The sequence below is a fragment of the Klebsiella sp. GFKo11 genome (assembly GCF_056490265.1).
Map to the genome: position 1 here is coordinate 1,114,535 of NZ_CM151369.1, position 16,793 is coordinate 1,131,327.

General features: G+C 53.7%; 13 protein-coding genes. 6 read left to right on the forward strand and 7 right to left on the reverse strand.

Annotated elements, in window-relative coordinates; translation table 11 throughout:
- Positions 1-309: 309 nt before the first annotated feature.
- The 3 genes from kduD to araE all read left to right on the forward strand — a co-directional run bounded on the left by kduD (position 310) and on the right by araE (position 4,135).
- Positions 310-1,071, forward strand: a complete 762-nt coding sequence (gene kduD / locus AC07P6_RS05365) for a 2-dehydro-3-deoxy-D-gluconate 5-dehydrogenase KduD (RefSeq protein WP_110276421.1) — start codon at positions 310-312, stop codon at positions 1,069-1,071.
- A 320-nt stretch (positions 1,072-1,391) separates the two neighbouring features.
- A complete protein-coding gene (locus AC07P6_RS05370; RefSeq protein ID WP_478315120.1) occupies positions 1,392-2,354 on the forward strand; it encodes an IS110 family RNA-guided transposase in 963 nt (320 codons plus the stop codon).
- 362 nt (positions 2,355-2,716) lie between these two features.
- A complete protein-coding gene (gene araE, locus AC07P6_RS05375; protein ID WP_181484998.1) occupies positions 2,717-4,135 on the forward strand; it encodes an arabinose-proton symporter AraE in 1,419 nt (472 codons plus the stop codon).
- Here the strand turns inward: araE and AC07P6_RS05380 are convergent, their stop codons facing one another.
- On the reverse strand, positions 4,136-5,131 hold the full coding sequence (locus AC07P6_RS05380; protein WP_478315783.1) for a LacI family DNA-binding transcriptional regulator: 996 nt from the start codon (positions 5,129-5,131) through the stop codon (positions 4,136-4,138).
- Positions 5,132-5,371: 240 nt separating this feature from the next.
- On the opposite strand from AC07P6_RS05380, the gene AC07P6_RS05385 reads away from it, so the two are divergent.
- The 3 genes from AC07P6_RS05385 to AC07P6_RS05395 all read left to right on the forward strand — a co-directional run bounded on the left by AC07P6_RS05385 (position 5,372) and on the right by AC07P6_RS05395 (position 9,638).
- The gene (locus AC07P6_RS05385) at positions 5,372-6,613 is read left to right on the forward strand and encodes an MFS transporter (RefSeq protein ID WP_304253395.1); all 1,242 of its coding nucleotides are present in this window, start codon (positions 5,372-5,374) and stop codon (positions 6,611-6,613) included.
- 18 nt (positions 6,614-6,631) lie between these two features.
- A complete protein-coding gene (locus AC07P6_RS05390) occupies positions 6,632-8,065 on the forward strand; it encodes a glycoside hydrolase family 32 protein (protein ID WP_478315784.1) in 1,434 nt (477 codons plus the stop codon).
- 229 nt (positions 8,066-8,294) lie between these two features.
- A complete protein-coding gene (locus AC07P6_RS05395; RefSeq protein WP_478315785.1) occupies positions 8,295-9,638 on the forward strand; it encodes a carbohydrate porin in 1,344 nt (447 codons plus the stop codon).
- Between the two features lie 896 nt (positions 9,639-10,534).
- Here AC07P6_RS05395 and AC07P6_RS05400 read toward each other — a convergent pair.
- From AC07P6_RS05400 to AC07P6_RS05425, 6 genes are all read right to left on the reverse strand, one after another.
- Complete coding sequence (locus AC07P6_RS05400) at positions 10,535-11,665, reverse strand: oligogalacturonate lyase family protein (protein ID WP_478316943.1); 1,131 nt, start codon at positions 11,663-11,665, stop codon at positions 10,535-10,537.
- Positions 11,666-11,728: 63 nt separating this feature from the next.
- Entirely contained in the window at positions 11,729-13,015 is a 1,287-nt protein-coding gene (locus AC07P6_RS05405) for an ABC transporter substrate-binding protein (protein WP_182234727.1), read from the reverse strand.
- Positions 13,016-13,031: 16 nt separating this feature from the next.
- A complete protein-coding gene (locus AC07P6_RS05410) occupies positions 13,032-14,159 on the reverse strand; it encodes an ABC transporter ATP-binding protein (RefSeq protein ID WP_182234725.1) in 1,128 nt (375 codons plus the stop codon).
- Positions 14,160-14,171: 12 nt separating this feature from the next.
- The gene (locus AC07P6_RS05415; RefSeq protein ID WP_110276430.1) at positions 14,172-15,074 is read right to left on the reverse strand and encodes a carbohydrate ABC transporter permease; all 903 of its coding nucleotides are present in this window, start codon (positions 15,072-15,074) and stop codon (positions 14,172-14,174) included.
- Complete coding sequence (locus tag AC07P6_RS05420; RefSeq protein WP_416868918.1) at positions 15,067-15,957, reverse strand: carbohydrate ABC transporter permease; 891 nt, start codon at positions 15,955-15,957, stop codon at positions 15,067-15,069. The genes AC07P6_RS05415 and AC07P6_RS05420 overlap by 8 nt, the downstream gene beginning before the upstream one ends.
- Positions 15,958-16,448: 491 nt before the next feature.
- Entirely contained in the window at positions 16,449-16,775 is a 327-nt protein-coding gene (locus tag AC07P6_RS05425) for a cupin domain-containing protein (RefSeq protein WP_004853896.1), read from the reverse strand.
- Positions 16,776-16,793 lie beyond the last annotated feature (18 nt).

The following is a 16,793-nucleotide window of genomic DNA, read 5'->3' on the forward strand; positions in this document are numbered from 1 at the left end:
CAAAGGTGTTGTAACTTATTGTATTTTATTGATTTAAATTGATTTTGTTTTGCCGGTGGCGCAACGCTTCGTGATCTGTTTTGCATTTTCATGATTTACTTATCTTAAAATTGAAACAACGTTTTAATAATAATTGAAAATGACTTTAGCCAGGGCTAAGATGTGCTCACTGTAAAACGGAACTCTGTTTTATTTTTATGAGTAAATCCCTATAGAGTTCTTAAAACCATAAGGGTCTGTGCAAGCAGCAGGCTGGACCAATAGAACCTTGCCTGTGCCTACAGGCTCTGAAAGATTAAGGAACAAAGTATGATTCTCGATGCATTCTCCCTACAGGGCAAAGTGGCTGTTGTCAGCGGTTGTGATACAGGTCTGGGCCAGGGCATGGCGGTTGGCCTGGCGGAAGCCGGCTGCGATATCGTGGGTATCAATATTGTTGAACCGACGGAAACCATTGAACGCGTTACCGCGCTGGGCCGTCGTTTTCTTAGCCTGACCGCAGACCTGCGCCAGATTGACGGCATCCCGCAGCTGCTGGAGCGTGCGGTAGCTGAGTTTGGTCATATCGATATTCTGGTGAACAACGCCGGTCTGATTCGTCGTGAAGACGCTATCGAGTTTAGCGAGAAAAACTGGGACGACGTGATGAACCTGAACATTAAGAGCGTGTTCTTTATGTCTCAGGCGGCGGCGAAGCACTTTATCGCTCAGGGTAACGGCGGCAAGATCATTAATATCGCGTCCATGCTCTCTTTCCAGGGCGGGATCCGCGTGCCGTCTTACACCGCGTCCAAAAGTGCGGTAATGGGCGTGACCCGTCTGCTGGCCAACGAGTGGGCGAAGCACGGTATTAACGTGAATGCGCTTGCGCCGGGCTATATGGCGACCAACAATACCCAGCAGCTGCGTGCTGATGAACAGCGCAGCAGCGAAATCCTTGACCGCATCCCGGCAGGACGTTGGGGACTGCCGAGCGACCTGATGGGTCCGGTGGTATTCCTGGCTTCCAGCGCGTCTGATTACATCAATGGCTACACCGTGGCGGTTGATGGCGGCTGGCTGGCGCGCTAATTTTCGCCGCTTTATCAAAGAGTATGGACGATCCCCTCTCCCCTGTGGGGAGAGGGTTAGGGTGAGGGGAGAATGTGCAAAAAGCCCTCACCCCGGCCCTTATGTCTTGACCTTCTCCGTTCCGGCGGAGAAGATCCCCGACTGATCATCGGGAGGTTACCGGTGAGCATCACCCAGCCCTGGAGCCCCTGAGCCCGCGGGAGAGATTATGCCCCGGTAACCTGTTTCCCTGTCGCCTCAAGACCGAACGGTATCCTGTGCCCTGAGCACCCACATATAAGGATGGTCCGGCGATAATATTCATAAGGTTACGGAGTACCATGATGAATCTTGTCCCTGTCGGCGTTGATATCGCCAAACTCAAATTCGACGTTGCTGTCCAGCTGCCAAACCAGAAGTACAAAACCAAAAAATTCGCCAATACCCCAGCCGGATGCCGCGAATTTCTGAACTGGCTGGCGCGTTTTGGTCACTGTCACGTCTGCATGGAGGCAACAGGTTGCTACAGCACTGAACTGGCCACCCTGCTGGCCGATAATGGCTGCTGCGTCAGCCTTGAAAACCCGGCACGTATCCATGCGTTCGCAAACACTGAACTGACCCGCAATAAAACGGACAAAAGCGACGCGGCGCTGATAGCGCGCTACTGCGCTCTGTATCAGCCGGCCCCCTGGCATCCTGTGCCGCTGAGCGAACGACAACTGACGGCTCTGGTACGCCACCTGCGTAACCTGGAAGAGATGCGTCAGATGGAGGTGAACCGCCTTGAGGCGGCAGATGAAGTCATCGTTCCTTCCCTGAATGAACACGTTACGATGCTGGATGAGCTGATTGAAGAAACCCTCAATAAAATCAACCGGCATATCGATGATAACCCGGACCTGAAGCGGGACCGGGAGCTACTGAAAAGTATCCCCGGAATAGGAGACATGCTGAGTGTGAGCCTGCTGGCGTTCGCAGGAAATCTGCGACGGTTCAGCAACAGCAAGGCACTGGTGGCGTATGCTGGTTTGAATCCTCGTCGTTGTGAGTCAGGGATGTGGAAAGGGAAAAGCAGGCTGTCGAAAGTGGGCCATGCAGAGCTGCGTAGCGCACTGTATATGCCAGCGGTAGTGGCAGGAAGATGCAATAAGGTGGTGAAAAACCTGATGGAAAGGCTTGCAGCCCGGGGTAAGACAGGGAAAGAGCGAGTGTGTGCAGGAATGAGGAAATTACTGCAGCTGGCTTATGGTGTGGTGAAATCCGGGCATGAATTTAACGCTGAAATACCACTTGCCGGATAACCGGCAAGACAGTATCTCTCCCGAAGGGAGAGGGAGAAAAACGAACCCTCTTCACTTTCAAGCGCATCTGTCAGCAATCTCACCCTGCTTCGGCAGGGTTTTTTTATGTATTAACAATAATTGTCCATATCATGAAATTAGAATAGTCCATATTGTTTATTTGTTTTTTAGCTGAACATCTATGTGTAATGGGGTTTTTCGATAATGAGATGATTATTTTATGTTCTTTTGAAAGTTGAATGTCCATCACAAAACGGCTACTGGTAGCTTATTAATCCATATCTTTGGCTCGTCCTGCCTGACACCTTAGTCCGCCGATATCGTATTTTCATCACATGTCTTACTCCGTCTGGCAGGAAAAAATGGCTTCAATTAATAACGACTCTACGTTAATGCCGCGTACGCAGCGCGATACCCGGCGCATGAATCAGTTTGTTTCGATTGCCGCCGCAGTGGCGGGATTGTTGTTTGGCCTCGACATCGGGGTGATTGCCGGGGCGCTGCCCTTTATTACCGATCATTTTGTCTTATCCAGCCGCATGCAGGAGTGGGTGGTGAGCAGCATGATGCTGGGTGCCGCGATCGGCGCGTTATTTAACGGCTGGCTCTCGTTCCGTCTCGGGCGTAAATACAGTCTGATGGTTGGCGCCGTGCTGTTTGTCGCAGGCTCTATTGGCTCTGCTTTTGCGACCAGCGTCGAAATGCTGTTGGCGGCGAGGGTCATTCTCGGCGTTGCCGTAGGTATCGCCTCCTATACCGCACCGCTGTATCTGTCTGAAATGGCCAGCGAAAACGTGCGCGGCAAGATGATCAGTATGTACCAGCTGATGGTAACGCTGGGGATCGTGATGGCATTTCTCTCTGACACCGCGTTTAGCTACAGCGGTAACTGGCGGGCGATGCTTGGGGTGCTGGCCTTACCGGCGGTTGTGCTGATCATTCTGGTCGTCTTCTTGCCCAACAGCCCGCGCTGGCTGGCGGAAAAAGGGCGTCACGTCGAGGCGGAAGAGGTGCTGCGGATGCTGCGCGATACCTCGGAAAAAGCCCGCGATGAGCTGAACGAAATTCGTGAAAGCCTGAAGCTAAAACAGGGCGGTTGGGCGTTGTTTAAAATCAACCGCAACGTGCGCCGCGCGGTATTTCTCGGCATGTTGTTGCAGGCCATGCAACAGTTTACCGGTATGAATATCATCATGTACTACGCGCCGCGTATCTTCAAAATGGCCGGTTTCACCACCACCGAGCAGCAGATGGTGGCGACGCTGGTGGTTGGCCTGACCTTTATGTTCGCCACCTTTATCGCGGTCTTCACCGTCGATAAGGCCGGACGTAAACCGGCGCTGAAAATCGGTTTTAGCGTTATGGCTGTCGGCACGTTGGTGCTGGGCTACTGCCTGATGCAGTTTGATAACGGCACTGCCTCCAGCGGCCTTTCCTGGCTGTCGGTCGGCATGACCATGATGTGCATCGCGGGCTATGCGATGAGCGCCGCGCCGGTAGTGTGGATTTTGTGTTCGGAAATTCAGCCGCTGAAATGCCGCGACTTCGGTATCACCTGTTCAACCACGACCAACTGGGTGTCGAACATGATTATCGGCGCGACATTCCTGACCTTGCTTGATTCAATCGGCGCGGCGGGAACCTTCTGGCTTTACACTGCGCTGAACATCGCTTTTATCGGTGTGACTTTCTGGCTGATTCCGGAAACCAAAAACGTCACCCTGGAGCATATCGAACGTAAGCTGATGTCCGGCGAGAAGCTGCGCAACATCGGCAATTAATTACAGCGACTCGCGCGGCAGCCACGGGCTGGCAACCCGTACCGTTTCCCGATGGCTGTCGCCGTTAATGATATGCAGGGCGCTCAGGCGCCCGATGTCATAATGCGGGAGCTGTACCGTCGACAGCGGCGGTAAGAACAGATCGCCGATCCCCACCATATTATCGTAACCCACGACTGCTACATCCTGCGGAATGTGCAACCCCTGCGCCAACAGCGTCTGATAAACCATAAATGCGATACGGTCGTTGCCGCAAATCACCGAGTCGAACTGCGGCTTTTGCTGCTGAATATGCGCTAACACGACAGCGGGAATATCGCGATAGTGTTCATCGCCGTAGGCCATATAGCAGTGATCGAGCGCGTCCGGGTCAACCCCCGCTTCCCGGCAGGCGCGTTCCAGCCCCTGACGGCGGCGGACGGTTGCGAGATGGTTAGCCGGTAGATGCAGACACAGCGGACGACGGTAGCCCGCAGCCAGCAAGGCCTGCACCGCCGTGTATTGCCCTTGTTCATCATCCGGAATATAGCTGGCGACCGGATCGTGCAGGCTTTCGCAGTTCGCCAGCACGCAGGGGAGAGTCAACAGCTTGGCCGGAAGCGGCACCTGTCGCAGCCCCATAGTGGTGTAAATGATCCCGTCCGGACGGTGAGAGAGCAGCAGATCGACAATGGTTTCCGGGCTATCGTCGGAGAACATATTAACCACAAAGCTGTTCCAGCCGTGGGCACGCGCAGTTTCCTCGATAGAAAGCGTAATCTCCACCGAGAACGGCGTAGTCACGGTATCCAGCGCCAGTACCCCGATGGTGTTTGGCGTAGCGTGAGCGCCGCGGATTTTTTTCGCTGACAGATCGGGGACATAGTTGGTCTGTTCGATAGCCGCCTGGACTCGGGCCAGGGTCTCTGGTTTCAACCTTTCCGGGCTATTCAGCGCGCGGGAAACCGTCATCAGCGACACATTCGCCAGCTTTGCCACATCTTTCAGGGATGCCATATTGAGTGCTCCACCCTCTCCGTCGCAACGGGGTTTAACTAAGTTACTGATGTAAAAGGATCATACGATATTCTATCGTACACGTAGCGCGTGCGTAGGCGAGGAATATTTGATCGCGATCGCACTCTTATTATGTTAACGTTAACTTTTGTGATTAACATCATGAATCTCAGCAAAACGACATGAGTTTCGCTTTTTGTTAACGTTACCATATCAGCATTACTCCAACATGAGAATGTCATGATGAAAGCGCATCGCTCCCAAAGCTACCCGTTACTCAGTGCGTTACTGTTCTTCTTTTTTGTCACCTGGTCCTCTTCAGGCTCTCTGCTCTCTATCTGGTTGCATCAGGAAGTGGGTCTGAAACCGGGAGACACCGGTTTTATTTACGCGGTGCTCTCCGTCTCTGCGCTGTTTGCGCAGGTTTGCTACGGCTTTATTCAGGACAAGCTCGGCCTGCGTAAGAATCTGCTCTGGTACATCACCGTTCTGCTGATCCTCTCAGGCCCGGCCTATATGCTTTTTGGCTACCTGCTGAAAATTAACGTGTTACTCGGCAGTATTTTTGGCGGGATTTATATCGGCCTGACCTTTAACGGCGGCATCGGCGTGCTGGAATCTTATACCGAACGTGTAGCGCGCCAGAGCCAGTTTGAATTCGGCAAGGCGCGGATGTGGGGTTCGCTGGGCTGGGCGGTGGCGACGTTCTTTGCCGGTTTACTGTTCAACATCAACCCGCATTTAAACTTTGCGGTAGCCAGTTGCTCCGGCCTGGTGTTCTTTATTTTACTGGCGCGGCTGCGGGTTTTCTCTGCATCACAGGCGATGGATGAAGCGGTGGCTGGCGGTAAAGTGACGCTGGAGGATGCGCTGCGCCTGCTGACCCTGCCGCGTTTCTGGGCGCTGGTATTCTTTGTGATCGGCACCTGCATCTACGGCGTTTACGACCAGCAGTTTCCGGTCTACTTCTCCTCACAGTTCCCGACGCTGCAGGAAGGGAACGCGATGTATGGCTATCTGAATTCGTTCCAGGTCTTTCTTGAAGCTGCGGGCATGTTCTGCGCCCCGTGGTTGGTTAACCGCATTGGCGCGAAAAACGGCCTGATCTTCGCCGGAATGGTGATGGCGATGCGCATGGTAGCCTCCGGGCTGGTTGAAGGGCCGCTGCTTATCTCCATTACCAAGCTTCTGCACGCGGTCGAGCTGCCGATACTGCTGGTTTCTATCTTTAAATACAACAGCTTAAACTTCGATAAACGCCTCTCTTCCACGCTGTATCTGGTGGGCTTCGCCTGCACCAGCTCGGTTATCGCCACGATACTGTCGCCGCTGGCGGGCTATAGCTACGAGAAATACGGCTTTGCCCAGTCCTATCTGATTATGGGACTGCTGGTGTTCTGCACCACCTTTATCTCCATCTTCTTGTTGCGTTCCACGAAGTCCTCTTCGGACCCGCTGGTCTCGCAGCCCACCGCTATCTGAATCAAAAGAGTGAAGACTATGACGTACACAATTGCCAACGCTGAACAGGAATTACAGGCTAAACGCGAGGCGCTGAACTTGCGCTGGTATCCGCGCTACCACCTGGCCGCCCGCGCGGGCTGGATCAACGACCCGAATGGTCTGGTGTGGTTCGACGGCTGGTATCACGCTTTTTATCAGCATCACCCGTACTCGACCCAGTGGGGGCCGATGCACTGGGGGCATGCGCGCAGTAAAGATCTGGTTCACTGGGAGCATCTGCCGGTGGCGCTGGCCCCGGAAGGCCCGGAGGATAAAGACGGCTGTTTCTCCGGATCGGCGGTCGTTGATGGCGATACGCTGGCGCTGATTTATACCGGGCATAAATTCCACGGTGACGCCAGCGATGAGGCTAATCTCTATCAGGTACAGTGTCTGGCGACCAGCCGCGACGGTATTCACTTTGAGCGCCAGGGGATCGTGGTCGATACCCCGCCGGGCATGCACCATTTCCGCGACCCGAAAGTGTGGCGGGAAGGGGAGTGCTGGTACATGATCGTCGGCGCTCGCGATGGCGACACAGGGCAGGTGCGGCTGTATCGTTCTGCCGATCTGCGCCAGTGGCACGACGCGGGCGTTCTCGACGAGGCAGAGAAAGAGATGGGTTATATGTGGGAGTGCCCGGACTTTTTCACTCTCAATGGTAAACACATATTGATGTTTTCCCCGCAGGGGATTGCGGCAAAAGGCTATCAGAACCGTAACCTTTTCCAGAGCGGCTATCTGCTCGGCGACTGGCGGCCGGGGCAGGCGTTTGTTCGCGAGGGGGAATTTGCTGAGATGGATCATGGGCACGATTTTTATGCCCCGCAGAGCTTTCTCACCCCCGATGGCCGCCGTATCGTGATTGGCTGGCTGGATATGTGGGAATCGCCGCAGCCGGAGCAGCAGGATGGCTGGTCGGGTATGCTTTCGCTACCGCGCGAGCTGAGCCTGAGCGCGGATAACCGTCTGCAAATGCGCCCGGCTAAAGAGGTCGAGAGCATGCGCGGGGCCTGGTTCCCGTGGCCGGTCACAACGCTGAAAAACCAGCAGACGATGATGGTGGAAAACTGTGAAGCCATGGAGGTCATCCTGAACTGGGATTGCGCCAGCAGCAGCGCTGAGCAGTATGGCCTGAGCTTCGGCGATGGTCTGCGTATTTACGTGGACGCGCAGATGCAGCGCCTGGTGCTGGAGCGTCATTATCCGCAGTATGGTCTGTGCGGGGTACGTAGCGTGCCGTTGACCGCAGGGGCAGAGCTGAAGTTAAGGATATTCTTCGATAGCTCTTCCGTCGAAGTGTTTGTTAATGATGGTGAGGCTTGTCTCAGCAGCCGTATATATCAGGATGCAGACAATCGCGAATTGGCTTTATTTGCCTGGAGCGGTTTGGCGTTTTTAACTGAAGCGGGAGCCTGGCAACTCGAATAATCATTATTTCATTATCGTTAATAACCCGTCTTCGACGATGGGCGGGTTATTATTGTCGTGTTTTACCTATATACCCGTCATACTTCAAGTTGCATGTGTGTTGGCTGCGTTCGTTCACCCGAATCACTTACCAGAGTAAGCTCATCGGGATTCACTCTCTTGCCGCCTTCCTGCAACTCGAATTATTTAGGGTATAAATAAAAACTTAATTTAATAAAAGGGTTTGCCGATGAATAAAATCTGGGTCGGGTGTTTTCTGACGTCTTTATTTACCCCTCTGGCTAATGCGCAGGAGCCATTAACACTCGAAGAACGGCTGGCGCAAATGGAGCAACGGCTGAAAGCGACGGAACAGCGGGCATCCAGCGCGGAGGCGGAGATCCGAGCGCTAAAACGTCAGGAGACGCAAACGGCGGTGGCCAGTACCGCACCCGCTAAGCCCACTTTGCAGCTTAATGATTATGGTGAATTAAAATTCTATGGCGACGTTGAATTTAATATGGACGGCGCCAGCCGCACCGGTAGTTTAACGTCGGTGAAAACCAGCGCTAATAAAAACTGGGCACCGGGAGATAAAGAACGTTGGGATATTAACGGACGTATTCTTCTGGGCTTTGATGGATTACGCAAAGGCGCTAACGGGAGATATGCTGGATTCAGCGTCCAGCCGCTGGCGGATATGAATGGTAAAATGAATCTTGATGACGCGGCATTTTTCTTTGGTCAGGAGAGTGACTGGAAAATAAAAATTGGTCGCTTCGAAGCTTACGATATGTTCCCGCTGAATCAGGATACCTTTATTGAATATTCCGGCAATACGGCGAACGATCTGTATAGCGATGGTTATGGCTATATTTACATGATGAAAGAGGGGCGCGGGCGTAGCAGCAGCGGCGGTAACTTCCTGCTGAGTAAAAACCTTGATAATTGGTACTTTGAGGTTAATACGCTGGTGGAAGACGGTAGCTCTCTGTTTGTCGACCAGAATTATCATGGCAACGCGCTGGATAACCGCAAAAACGTGGTTTATGTGCGCCCGGTGGCGGCGTGGCAGTCGGGTGCGTGGTCGGTAGCTGCGGCGATGGAGAGTAACCTCGTCAATAACGCCTACGGTTATCAGAATCAAAACGGTCGCTGGGTCGATCAGTCCAGCCGCACCGGCTACGGCATGACGCTGAGCTGGAATACGCTGAAAACCGATGCCGAGGATGGGGCGGTGGTAAATCTGAGCACCGCGTATCTGGATGCGGCGGATGAAAAGGATTTCAGCGCCGGTATCAATGCGTTATGGCACCGCGTGGAGCTGGGCTATATCTATGCGCATAATAAAATCGACAGGTTTAATATGTCCGGTGTCAGCGCGGAATGTGACGGCGATTGCGCGATCCTGACGCCGGGGCGCTACGACATCCATACTATTCACACCTCATGGCTGCTGCCGGATATTATGGATATGCCGAACTTTAATATTTACCTCGGAGCCTATGCGTCGTGGCTGGATTCGTCGGCGGCGAAAAGCGGCAATACCGATGAACGTTACGGTGCTCGGGTGCGGTTTAAGTATTTCTTCTGACCGGTTTTCCCGGGTTGCGGCGTAAACGCCTTACCCGGGCTACCCCATCGCAAGCTTGCGGCGGACCCGTAGCCCGGGCAAGGCGCTTTGCGCCGCCCCCGGGATCAGGATGCTGAGTGGCTGAATGTCCCGGAGGCGATGCTGCGCATCTGTCCGGGCTACCCGTTTTTAGCCGTCTGCGGTCCCGTAGCCCGGGCAAGGCGCTTTGCGCCGCCCCCGGGATCAGGATGCTGAGTGGCTGAATGTCCCGGAGGCGATGCTGCGCATCAGTCTGGGCTACCCGTTTTTAGCCGTCTGCGGTCCCGTAGCCCGGGCAAGGCGCTTTGCGCCGCCCCCGGGATCAGAATGCAGAGTAGCTGAATGTCCCGGAGGCGATGCTGCGCATCTGTCCGGGCTACCCGTTTTTAGCCGTCTGCGGTCCCGTAGCCCGGGCAAGGCGCTTTGCGCCGCCCCGGGATCAGAATGCAGAGTAGCTGAATGTCCCGGAGGCGATGCTGCGCATCTGTCCGGGCTACCCGTTTTTAGCCGTCTGCGGTCCCGTAGCCCGGGCAAGGCGCTTTGCGCCGCCCCGGGATCAGAATGCAGAGTAGCTGAATGTCCCGGAGGCGATGCTGCGCATCTGTCCGGGCTACCCGTTTTTAGCCGTCTGCGGTCCCGTAGCCCGGGCAAGGCGCTTTGCGCCGCCCCGGGATCAGAATGCAGAGTAGCTGAATGTCCCGGAGGCGATGCTGCGCATCTGTCCGGGCTACCCGTTTTTAGCCGTCTGCGGTCCCGTAGCCCGGGCAAGGCGCTTTGCGCCGCCCCGGGATCAGAATGCAGAGTAGCTGAATGTCCCGGAGGCGATGCTGCGCATCAGTCCGGGCTACCGGCCCACAGCCGGGGACGTTGCCGAGCGACTACACCTCAGCCAGATACAGCGCGGGCATGCCTTCTTTATCGGAAGTAAACAGCACCCAGCGGTTATCTGGTGAAAATGACGGATGCGGATGCGTTGCCTGACGCTCGCCTTCGATGACTTTCCAGGTCGAATCATGACGGCAAATCGCTTTTTGCTCACCGCTACGAATATCAAATACCCAGATAAACGGATCGTTAAGCTGAATATCATCGGTGCTGTGCGGCGCGCCGTCGCCGGTCACCAGAGAACCATCATGATTGCTCATCAGATGTGAACAAGGGGGGATCGCCATCAGTTGTTGGTTTTCCAGCGTTACCGGATCGGCACGATACAGATAACGATGCGGATCGTTTTCCTGATGCGCGACGTAGTAAAGCGCGGAACCATCCGGCACCCAGAACTCATGGGTAAAACTCTCTCCCGGTTGGTGTTGGCGAACTTTACGCATATTGCTGCCGTCAGCGTCGATAAGCCACATTCTGGCATCGATCGCATCGCGCGGGCCTTCGTGGCAGAAGGCGATGGTGTTGTCATCAAACGGACGATAAATCGGATGGCCGAGCCAGCGTTTTTCCTGCAATACCACTCGCTGTTCACCGCTGCGCAGATCGATATTAATCAGACGACATTCCGGTTCGGTAAAGTAAAAGTCGCGGAACTTGCTCCAGTCGGTCAGCGGCTGCCAGTCGCTTTTTTTGATTTCAATTCCCACCAGCTGGCTGCAATCGCTATTAGCAACCCAGGTGCCGTAAGCGACCCACTCGTCGTCCACCTGATAAACAACCTGTTCTTCCAGCGTCGCCAAATCCACGCGGCGCAGCTGTTGGTTGTTTTTGACATACCACAGCGCCTGGTCATCCGCAGAAAGAAAACCGCCGAAGGTATTATCGCCCGGCCCGTCGGTAATCTGAGTGGCCTGCTGGGCGGCGATATCGAGTAAATAGTAGTTCCAGTGGCCTTCAAACGCGCCGCCGAAAATCAGCTTGCTACCGTCCCGGGTAAAGCATTTTTGATAGAAGTAATTGCGGTGACAGATAACATGCGATGGCGTCATCCGGATCACCTGGTGACCGGTTTCGCTGTCCTGCGTGGTCCGAAAGTTCAGCGGGATGATTTTGCCTTTCATGATTGACTCCTTGCTAAAAAAATACCCCGCAGCCAGGGCTGCGGGGTAGGTACGGATAACGAGCCGTTAGCGCATCGCGCGGCGCAGGATACGGTCAGACTGACGCTGGAAATCCGCAGCCGTTTCTTCGACCGTTTTCTGTCCGTAATCGATGTACTGCAGAGAGGTGCCGAACTGGGCAACGATCTGCGGGTCATCGAAGTATGGCGACACGGAAAGCTTAGTTGGCAGGGACTGGGCCAGTCTCAGGCCAGATACCGCCGGATCGTCGGCTTTAATGGTGCCGTCTTCGGTCAGGTATTGCACCGCCACTTTGCTCAGCGGTACGCCGCGCTCCAGGCCCAGGGTATCAACCCCTTCCTTGCTGTTCAGCAGGAAGTTAATGACTTTCGCCGCTGCTTCCGGGTTTTTGGTCGATTTACCGATGGAGAGCATCTGTGCTGGTTTAAAGAACAGACCCGCGTCGGTAGCGCCCGGCAGCATTGGATAGTTACCCAGATCCAGCTTCGCTGGCGGCTTCAGGTTGTCGGAGTATTTGTTGATGGTGGAGTTCCACATATAGGTCCCCGCCCACTCGCCCTGAATCCACGGCTTCATTTCATACATATTGCTCTTGCCGAACGAGGCGTAGTACTTGGTGTCCGGCATCACGTGGCTGTCGATAAGCTTTTTATACATCTGGAAGAATTCAACCCACTGCTCTTTGCTGTAGGAGAACTTCTTGGTTTTTTCGTCGATAGCCGGCTGGTTATATTTCTGAATCATATATGAATTCAGCAACGCCAGGGTGTCCTGATGCTCCAGCACCACCGGGTAATACTGTTTACCCAGCTTGCTTTCGAAGGTTTTGCCCGCCGCCATCAGTTCGTCCCAGGTTTTCGGGTACTCGACGCCAGCTTTTTTCCAGGTCTCATCGTTGAAGTAGAACACGCGGGCGGTGACGGAAATGGGAATACCGTTAAGCTTGCCGTCCACCGTGGTGGTTTGCAGCTCTTTGGCATCGAACTGGCTCAGGTCGATAACGTCCTTCATCTTATTCAGATCGTAGAAGCCTTCGCCGTTTTTCGAGAAGATCGGCAGCCAGTTCCAGTTGGTCTGCATCACGTCAGGCTCGGTGCCGCCCGCGATCTGCGTGGTCAGGCGCGAAAGGTGACCGTCCCAGCCGGTATATTCCGCTTTGACGTTGATGTCTGGATTCTGTTTGTGGAACTCCTCCAGCGCCTTCAGGGTGACCTGATGGCGGCCGTTGCCGCCCCACCATGACATACGCAGGTCGACATCCTTCGCCATTGACGGTAACGCGGTAAGGCCCAGAGTTGCGGAGATTACGGCGCTTAAAAGCACTTTTTTCATTTTAATACTCCAGTGTTCACAGAGAGATGTTCTGTTCGGTTTTAGCGTCAAAGATATGGCACTTATTCATATCAAACTTAAAGTACACCTTACGATGAAGTCCTTTGGTGATCATGGGCTTAGCTTCATCAGAAGGAATTCGTGCAGTCAGTTCATACTCGCCAACTTTCAGGTAAATGAAGAATTCATGTCCCATGTTTTCGGCGCGAACCATTTCACCAATACAACCGCCTTCAGCGAACGGCTCATCGGAGAGCGAGACAAAATCAGGGCGAATACCATAGAACATATCCTGACCGGCGTAGCTGGCGACTTTCTCTTTTAGCGCGGCGCTTAACGGCATGGTCTGATTGCCAATAGTCAGGGATAGCTGGCCATTATCTTCTGTCAGTTTGCTGGCGCGGATGTTCATTTCCGGCGAGCCGATAAAGCCGGCCACAAACATGTTCTTCGGTTTGTGGTAGAGGTTGTCCGGGGTATCCACCTGCATGATATGACCCAGCTTCATTACGCAAATGCGGTCGCCCATGGTCATCGCTTCGGTCTGATCGTGGGTCACGTAAACCGTGGTCGCCGGTTTACCGGATGCCTTCAACTGCTTATGCAGGTCAGAGATACGAATACGCATCGAAGCACGCAGCTTGGCATCCAGGTTAGATAACGGTTCATCAAACAGGAACACGTCTGGCTTTTTCACAATCGCACGGCCTACGGCCACACGCTGAGCCTGACCACCGGAGAGCTGGCGCGGTAGTCTGTCCAGCAAATCGTCCAGCTCGAGGATTTTTGCCGCTTCGTTAACCTGGGCTTCGATCTGCGCTTTTGGCAGCTTGCTTAACTTCAGGCCAAAGGCCAGGTTTTCACGCACGGTCATGTGTGGGTAGAGCGCATAGTTCTGGAACACCATCGCAATCCCGCGCTCTTTTGGCGCGAGGTTGTTAACGATTTTTTCACCGATGCGTACTTCGCCGCCGCTGATGGTTTCCAGGCCAGCCAGCATGCGCAGGGTGGTTGACTTGGCGCAGCCGGATGGTCCGACGATCACCATGAATTCACCTTCAGCGATTTTCAGGTCGATAGCATGTACCGCTTTGAAGCCGTTGGAGTAGACCTTTTCCAGTTTGTTGAAAATAACTTCAGCCATGATATTTCCCTCTTAACCTTTAATTCCGCTGCTGGTAACGCCTTGAACAAAGTAGCGTTGTGCCAGGAAGAACACGATGATGGACGGCAGAATGGAGATGCTCGCCATTGCCAGAATTTCGTTCCACGGAGCGCCTTCCGTGACGTCGATGGACATTTTCAGCGCCAGTGCGATTGGATACTTGTCGACGCTGTAGACGTAAATCAGCGGGCCGATAAAGTCGTTCATTGACCACATGAACTGGAACAGCGCCACTGAGATAATCGCCGGTTTCAGAATCGGTACCACCACGTACCACAGCACCTGGAAGGAGTTGCAGCCGTCAATTTGCGCTGCTTCCTCCATGTCGCGCGGAACGCCGCGCAGGAACTGAATCAGCATGAACACGAAGAACCCTTGGGTGGCGAAAGCCAGCGGCAGGTACAGCGGCAGATAGCTGTTCAGCATGCCCATTTCACGGAACATCAGGTACTGAGGAATCAACAGCACGGTGCTTGGCAGCAGCATGGTGGTGATAAGCGTCGCGAACCAGAACTTCTTCCACGGGATCTCGAAGCGGGCAAAGCCGTACGCCACGATGGTGGAGGAGATAATGGTCAACAGTACTTTCGGGATCACATACTTGAAGGTGTTCAGCATGTAGTGGCCGAAGTTGTACTCGGTGCCGGTTTTCCAACCGTTGATAAAACCATCCCAGGTCGCGTGGGCTGGCCACAGACTCAGGGTGGTGAAGATCTCGTGGTTCGGTTTGAACGACGCCGAGAACATCCATACCAGCGGGTAGAGCATCAGCAGGCCAACGAACAGCAGGATCACATAGCGGATACTGGCGTTGATTTTCTCACGACGCAGAGTCCGTGCGACTTCACGTTCGGCAATGTCCCTTGCTTGCGAGATTTGTTGGATATCAGCCATTTTTGCCTCCCTTATCGGCGGAGTAGAACACCCAATATTTCGAAGACTTAAACGCAATGGCGGCAAAGACCGCGACGACCAGGAACAGCACCCATGCCAGCGCCGCGCCGTAACCCATATCGAAGTACTTAAATGCGGTGTCGTAGATGTAGAGCGAGAACAGATAGGTGGAGTAGGTTGGGCCGCCGCCGGTTATGACGTACGGGCCGGTAAACTCCTGGAACGCCTGAGTGGTCTGCATGATGAAGTTGAAGAAAATCACCGGTGTGATCAGCGGCACCGTGACCTTCATAAACATCTGCCATTTTGAAGCGCCATCGATCATTGCCGCTTCATATTGAGATTGTGGAACGTTCTGCAAGGCGGCAAGGAAGATAACCATCGCTGAACCGAACTGCCAGACGCGCAGCAGGGTGACGGACATCAGCGCCAGCGAAGGCTCGCCGAGCCAGTTAACCGGGTCGAAGCCGAGCACGCCGATAAAGCTGTTCAGCAGGCCATCGATGGCAAACAGTGCGCGCCACAGAACGGCAATGGCGACTGAGCTGCCGAGAATCGAAGGAATGTAGTAGGCGGTACGGAAAAAACCGATGCCGCGCAGTTTAAAGTTGAGGACGAAAGCAATCCCCAGCGCGAAAGCCAGTTTTAACGGGATGGTTAAAAAGACATACGCAAACGTCACGCCCATGGATTTCCAGAAGAGGCTATCTTCGGTCAGCATGTAGCGATAGTTTTCGATGCCGTTAAACACCGGTGGACTCATCAAATCGTACTCAGTGAAACTGAGGAAGAAAGATGAAACAAAGGGAAAGGCGGTGAAGATTATCAACCCTATGATATAGGGCGATATCCATGCCAATCCCAGCATTCTGTTTTCATTCATACATACCTACCTGGCTTACGAGTTTGTAATACGGATTCGGGTTTAGTGCCTTTCCCGCGAGGAGTGTCGCCGGAAAGTTAATGCGTTCCTGGTATGTCAGCGATGAGTCATCCCTTGTTAGCTTTGAGTTTCTGAGCTCTTTTCACTCTAAAGTCCCTACAGAGCATGTGTTTTTTGATTTTGCCTTACCTGGTGTCCTGATTTTGTAAAACACCGTTTTAAATTTATTTTATTGCGATTTATTACAGAGTCATTCAGTTCATCTCGGAAATGTGATCAAAGTCGAAACGATGTTTCAAAAAATGCGAGTGCGCGCATTTTGCAGAGGTGGCGGGGAATTGAGAAGGGGGGTGAAAATGAGAGCTGAGGCTGGTCTGGCGGGGTTAATTGCTTTGCTAATGATTGTTATTGAACATACTTTATGACAATTATTTTTGGCGGAAAAGTTCAGAAAATGGTGGGCATGCGAGGCATGCCCTGGTGAGGGGAAACTATTTTTGCAGAAAATCCTGGCGGACGGGGGTAAACGTATCGAGCAGCGTCCCCGGCTTCAGGCAGACACAGCCGTGCATGATTTCCGGTTTCTTGTAGAGCGTATCGCCCGCGCTAACCACGTGCTTTTCATCACCAATGGTGAATTCAAACTCACCGGAGAGCACATAGGTGAGCTGCTCGTGAGGGTGGTTATGCATTGGCCCGATGGCGCCCGCTTCGAAGTTCACCTCGACCGCCATCATCTTGCCATCATGCGCAAGAATGCGGCGGGTGACGCCATTGCCCAGATCTTCAAGGGTGGTCTCTTTATGAAAAATAAACATCCGCTGATCCTGTAGTTA

Excerpts from the sequence above, each read along its gene's own strand:
- AC07P6_RS05405 (WP_182234727.1), bottom strand. The coding sequence starts at position 13,015 with ATGAAAAAAGTGCTTTTAAGCGCCGTAATCTCCGCAACTCTGGGCCTT.
- AC07P6_RS05395 (WP_478315785.1), top strand. The coding sequence starts at position 8,295 with ATGAATAAAATCTGGGTCGGGTGTTTTCTGACGTCTTTATTTACCCCT.
- AC07P6_RS05370 (WP_478315120.1), top strand. The coding sequence starts at position 1,392 with ATGATGAATCTTGTCCCTGTCGGCGTTGATATCGCCAAACTCAAATTC.
- AC07P6_RS05390 (WP_478315784.1), top strand. The coding sequence starts at position 6,632 with ATGACGTACACAATTGCCAACGCTGAACAGGAATTACAGGCTAAACGC.
- AC07P6_RS05415 (WP_110276430.1), bottom strand. The coding sequence starts at position 15,074 with ATGGCTGATATCCAACAAATCTCGCAAGCAAGGGACATTGCCGAACGT.
- kduD (WP_110276421.1), top strand. The coding sequence starts at position 310 with ATGATTCTCGATGCATTCTCCCTACAGGGCAAAGTGGCTGTTGTCAGC.
- AC07P6_RS05425 (WP_004853896.1), bottom strand. The coding sequence starts at position 16,775 with ATGTTTATTTTTCATAAAGAGACCACCCTTGAAGATCTGGGCAATGGC.
- AC07P6_RS05420 (WP_416868918.1), bottom strand. The coding sequence starts at position 15,957 with ATGAATGAAAACAGAATGCTGGGATTGGCATGGATATCGCCCTATATC.
- AC07P6_RS05410 (WP_182234725.1), bottom strand. The coding sequence starts at position 14,159 with ATGGCTGAAGTTATTTTCAACAAACTGGAAAAGGTCTACTCCAACGGC.
- AC07P6_RS05385 (WP_304253395.1), top strand. The coding sequence starts at position 5,372 with ATGATGAAAGCGCATCGCTCCCAAAGCTACCCGTTACTCAGTGCGTTA.
- araE (WP_181484998.1), top strand. The coding sequence starts at position 2,717 with ATGGCTTCAATTAATAACGACTCTACGTTAATGCCGCGTACGCAGCGC.
- AC07P6_RS05380 (WP_478315783.1), bottom strand. The coding sequence starts at position 5,131 with ATGGCATCCCTGAAAGATGTGGCAAAGCTGGCGAATGTGTCGCTGATG.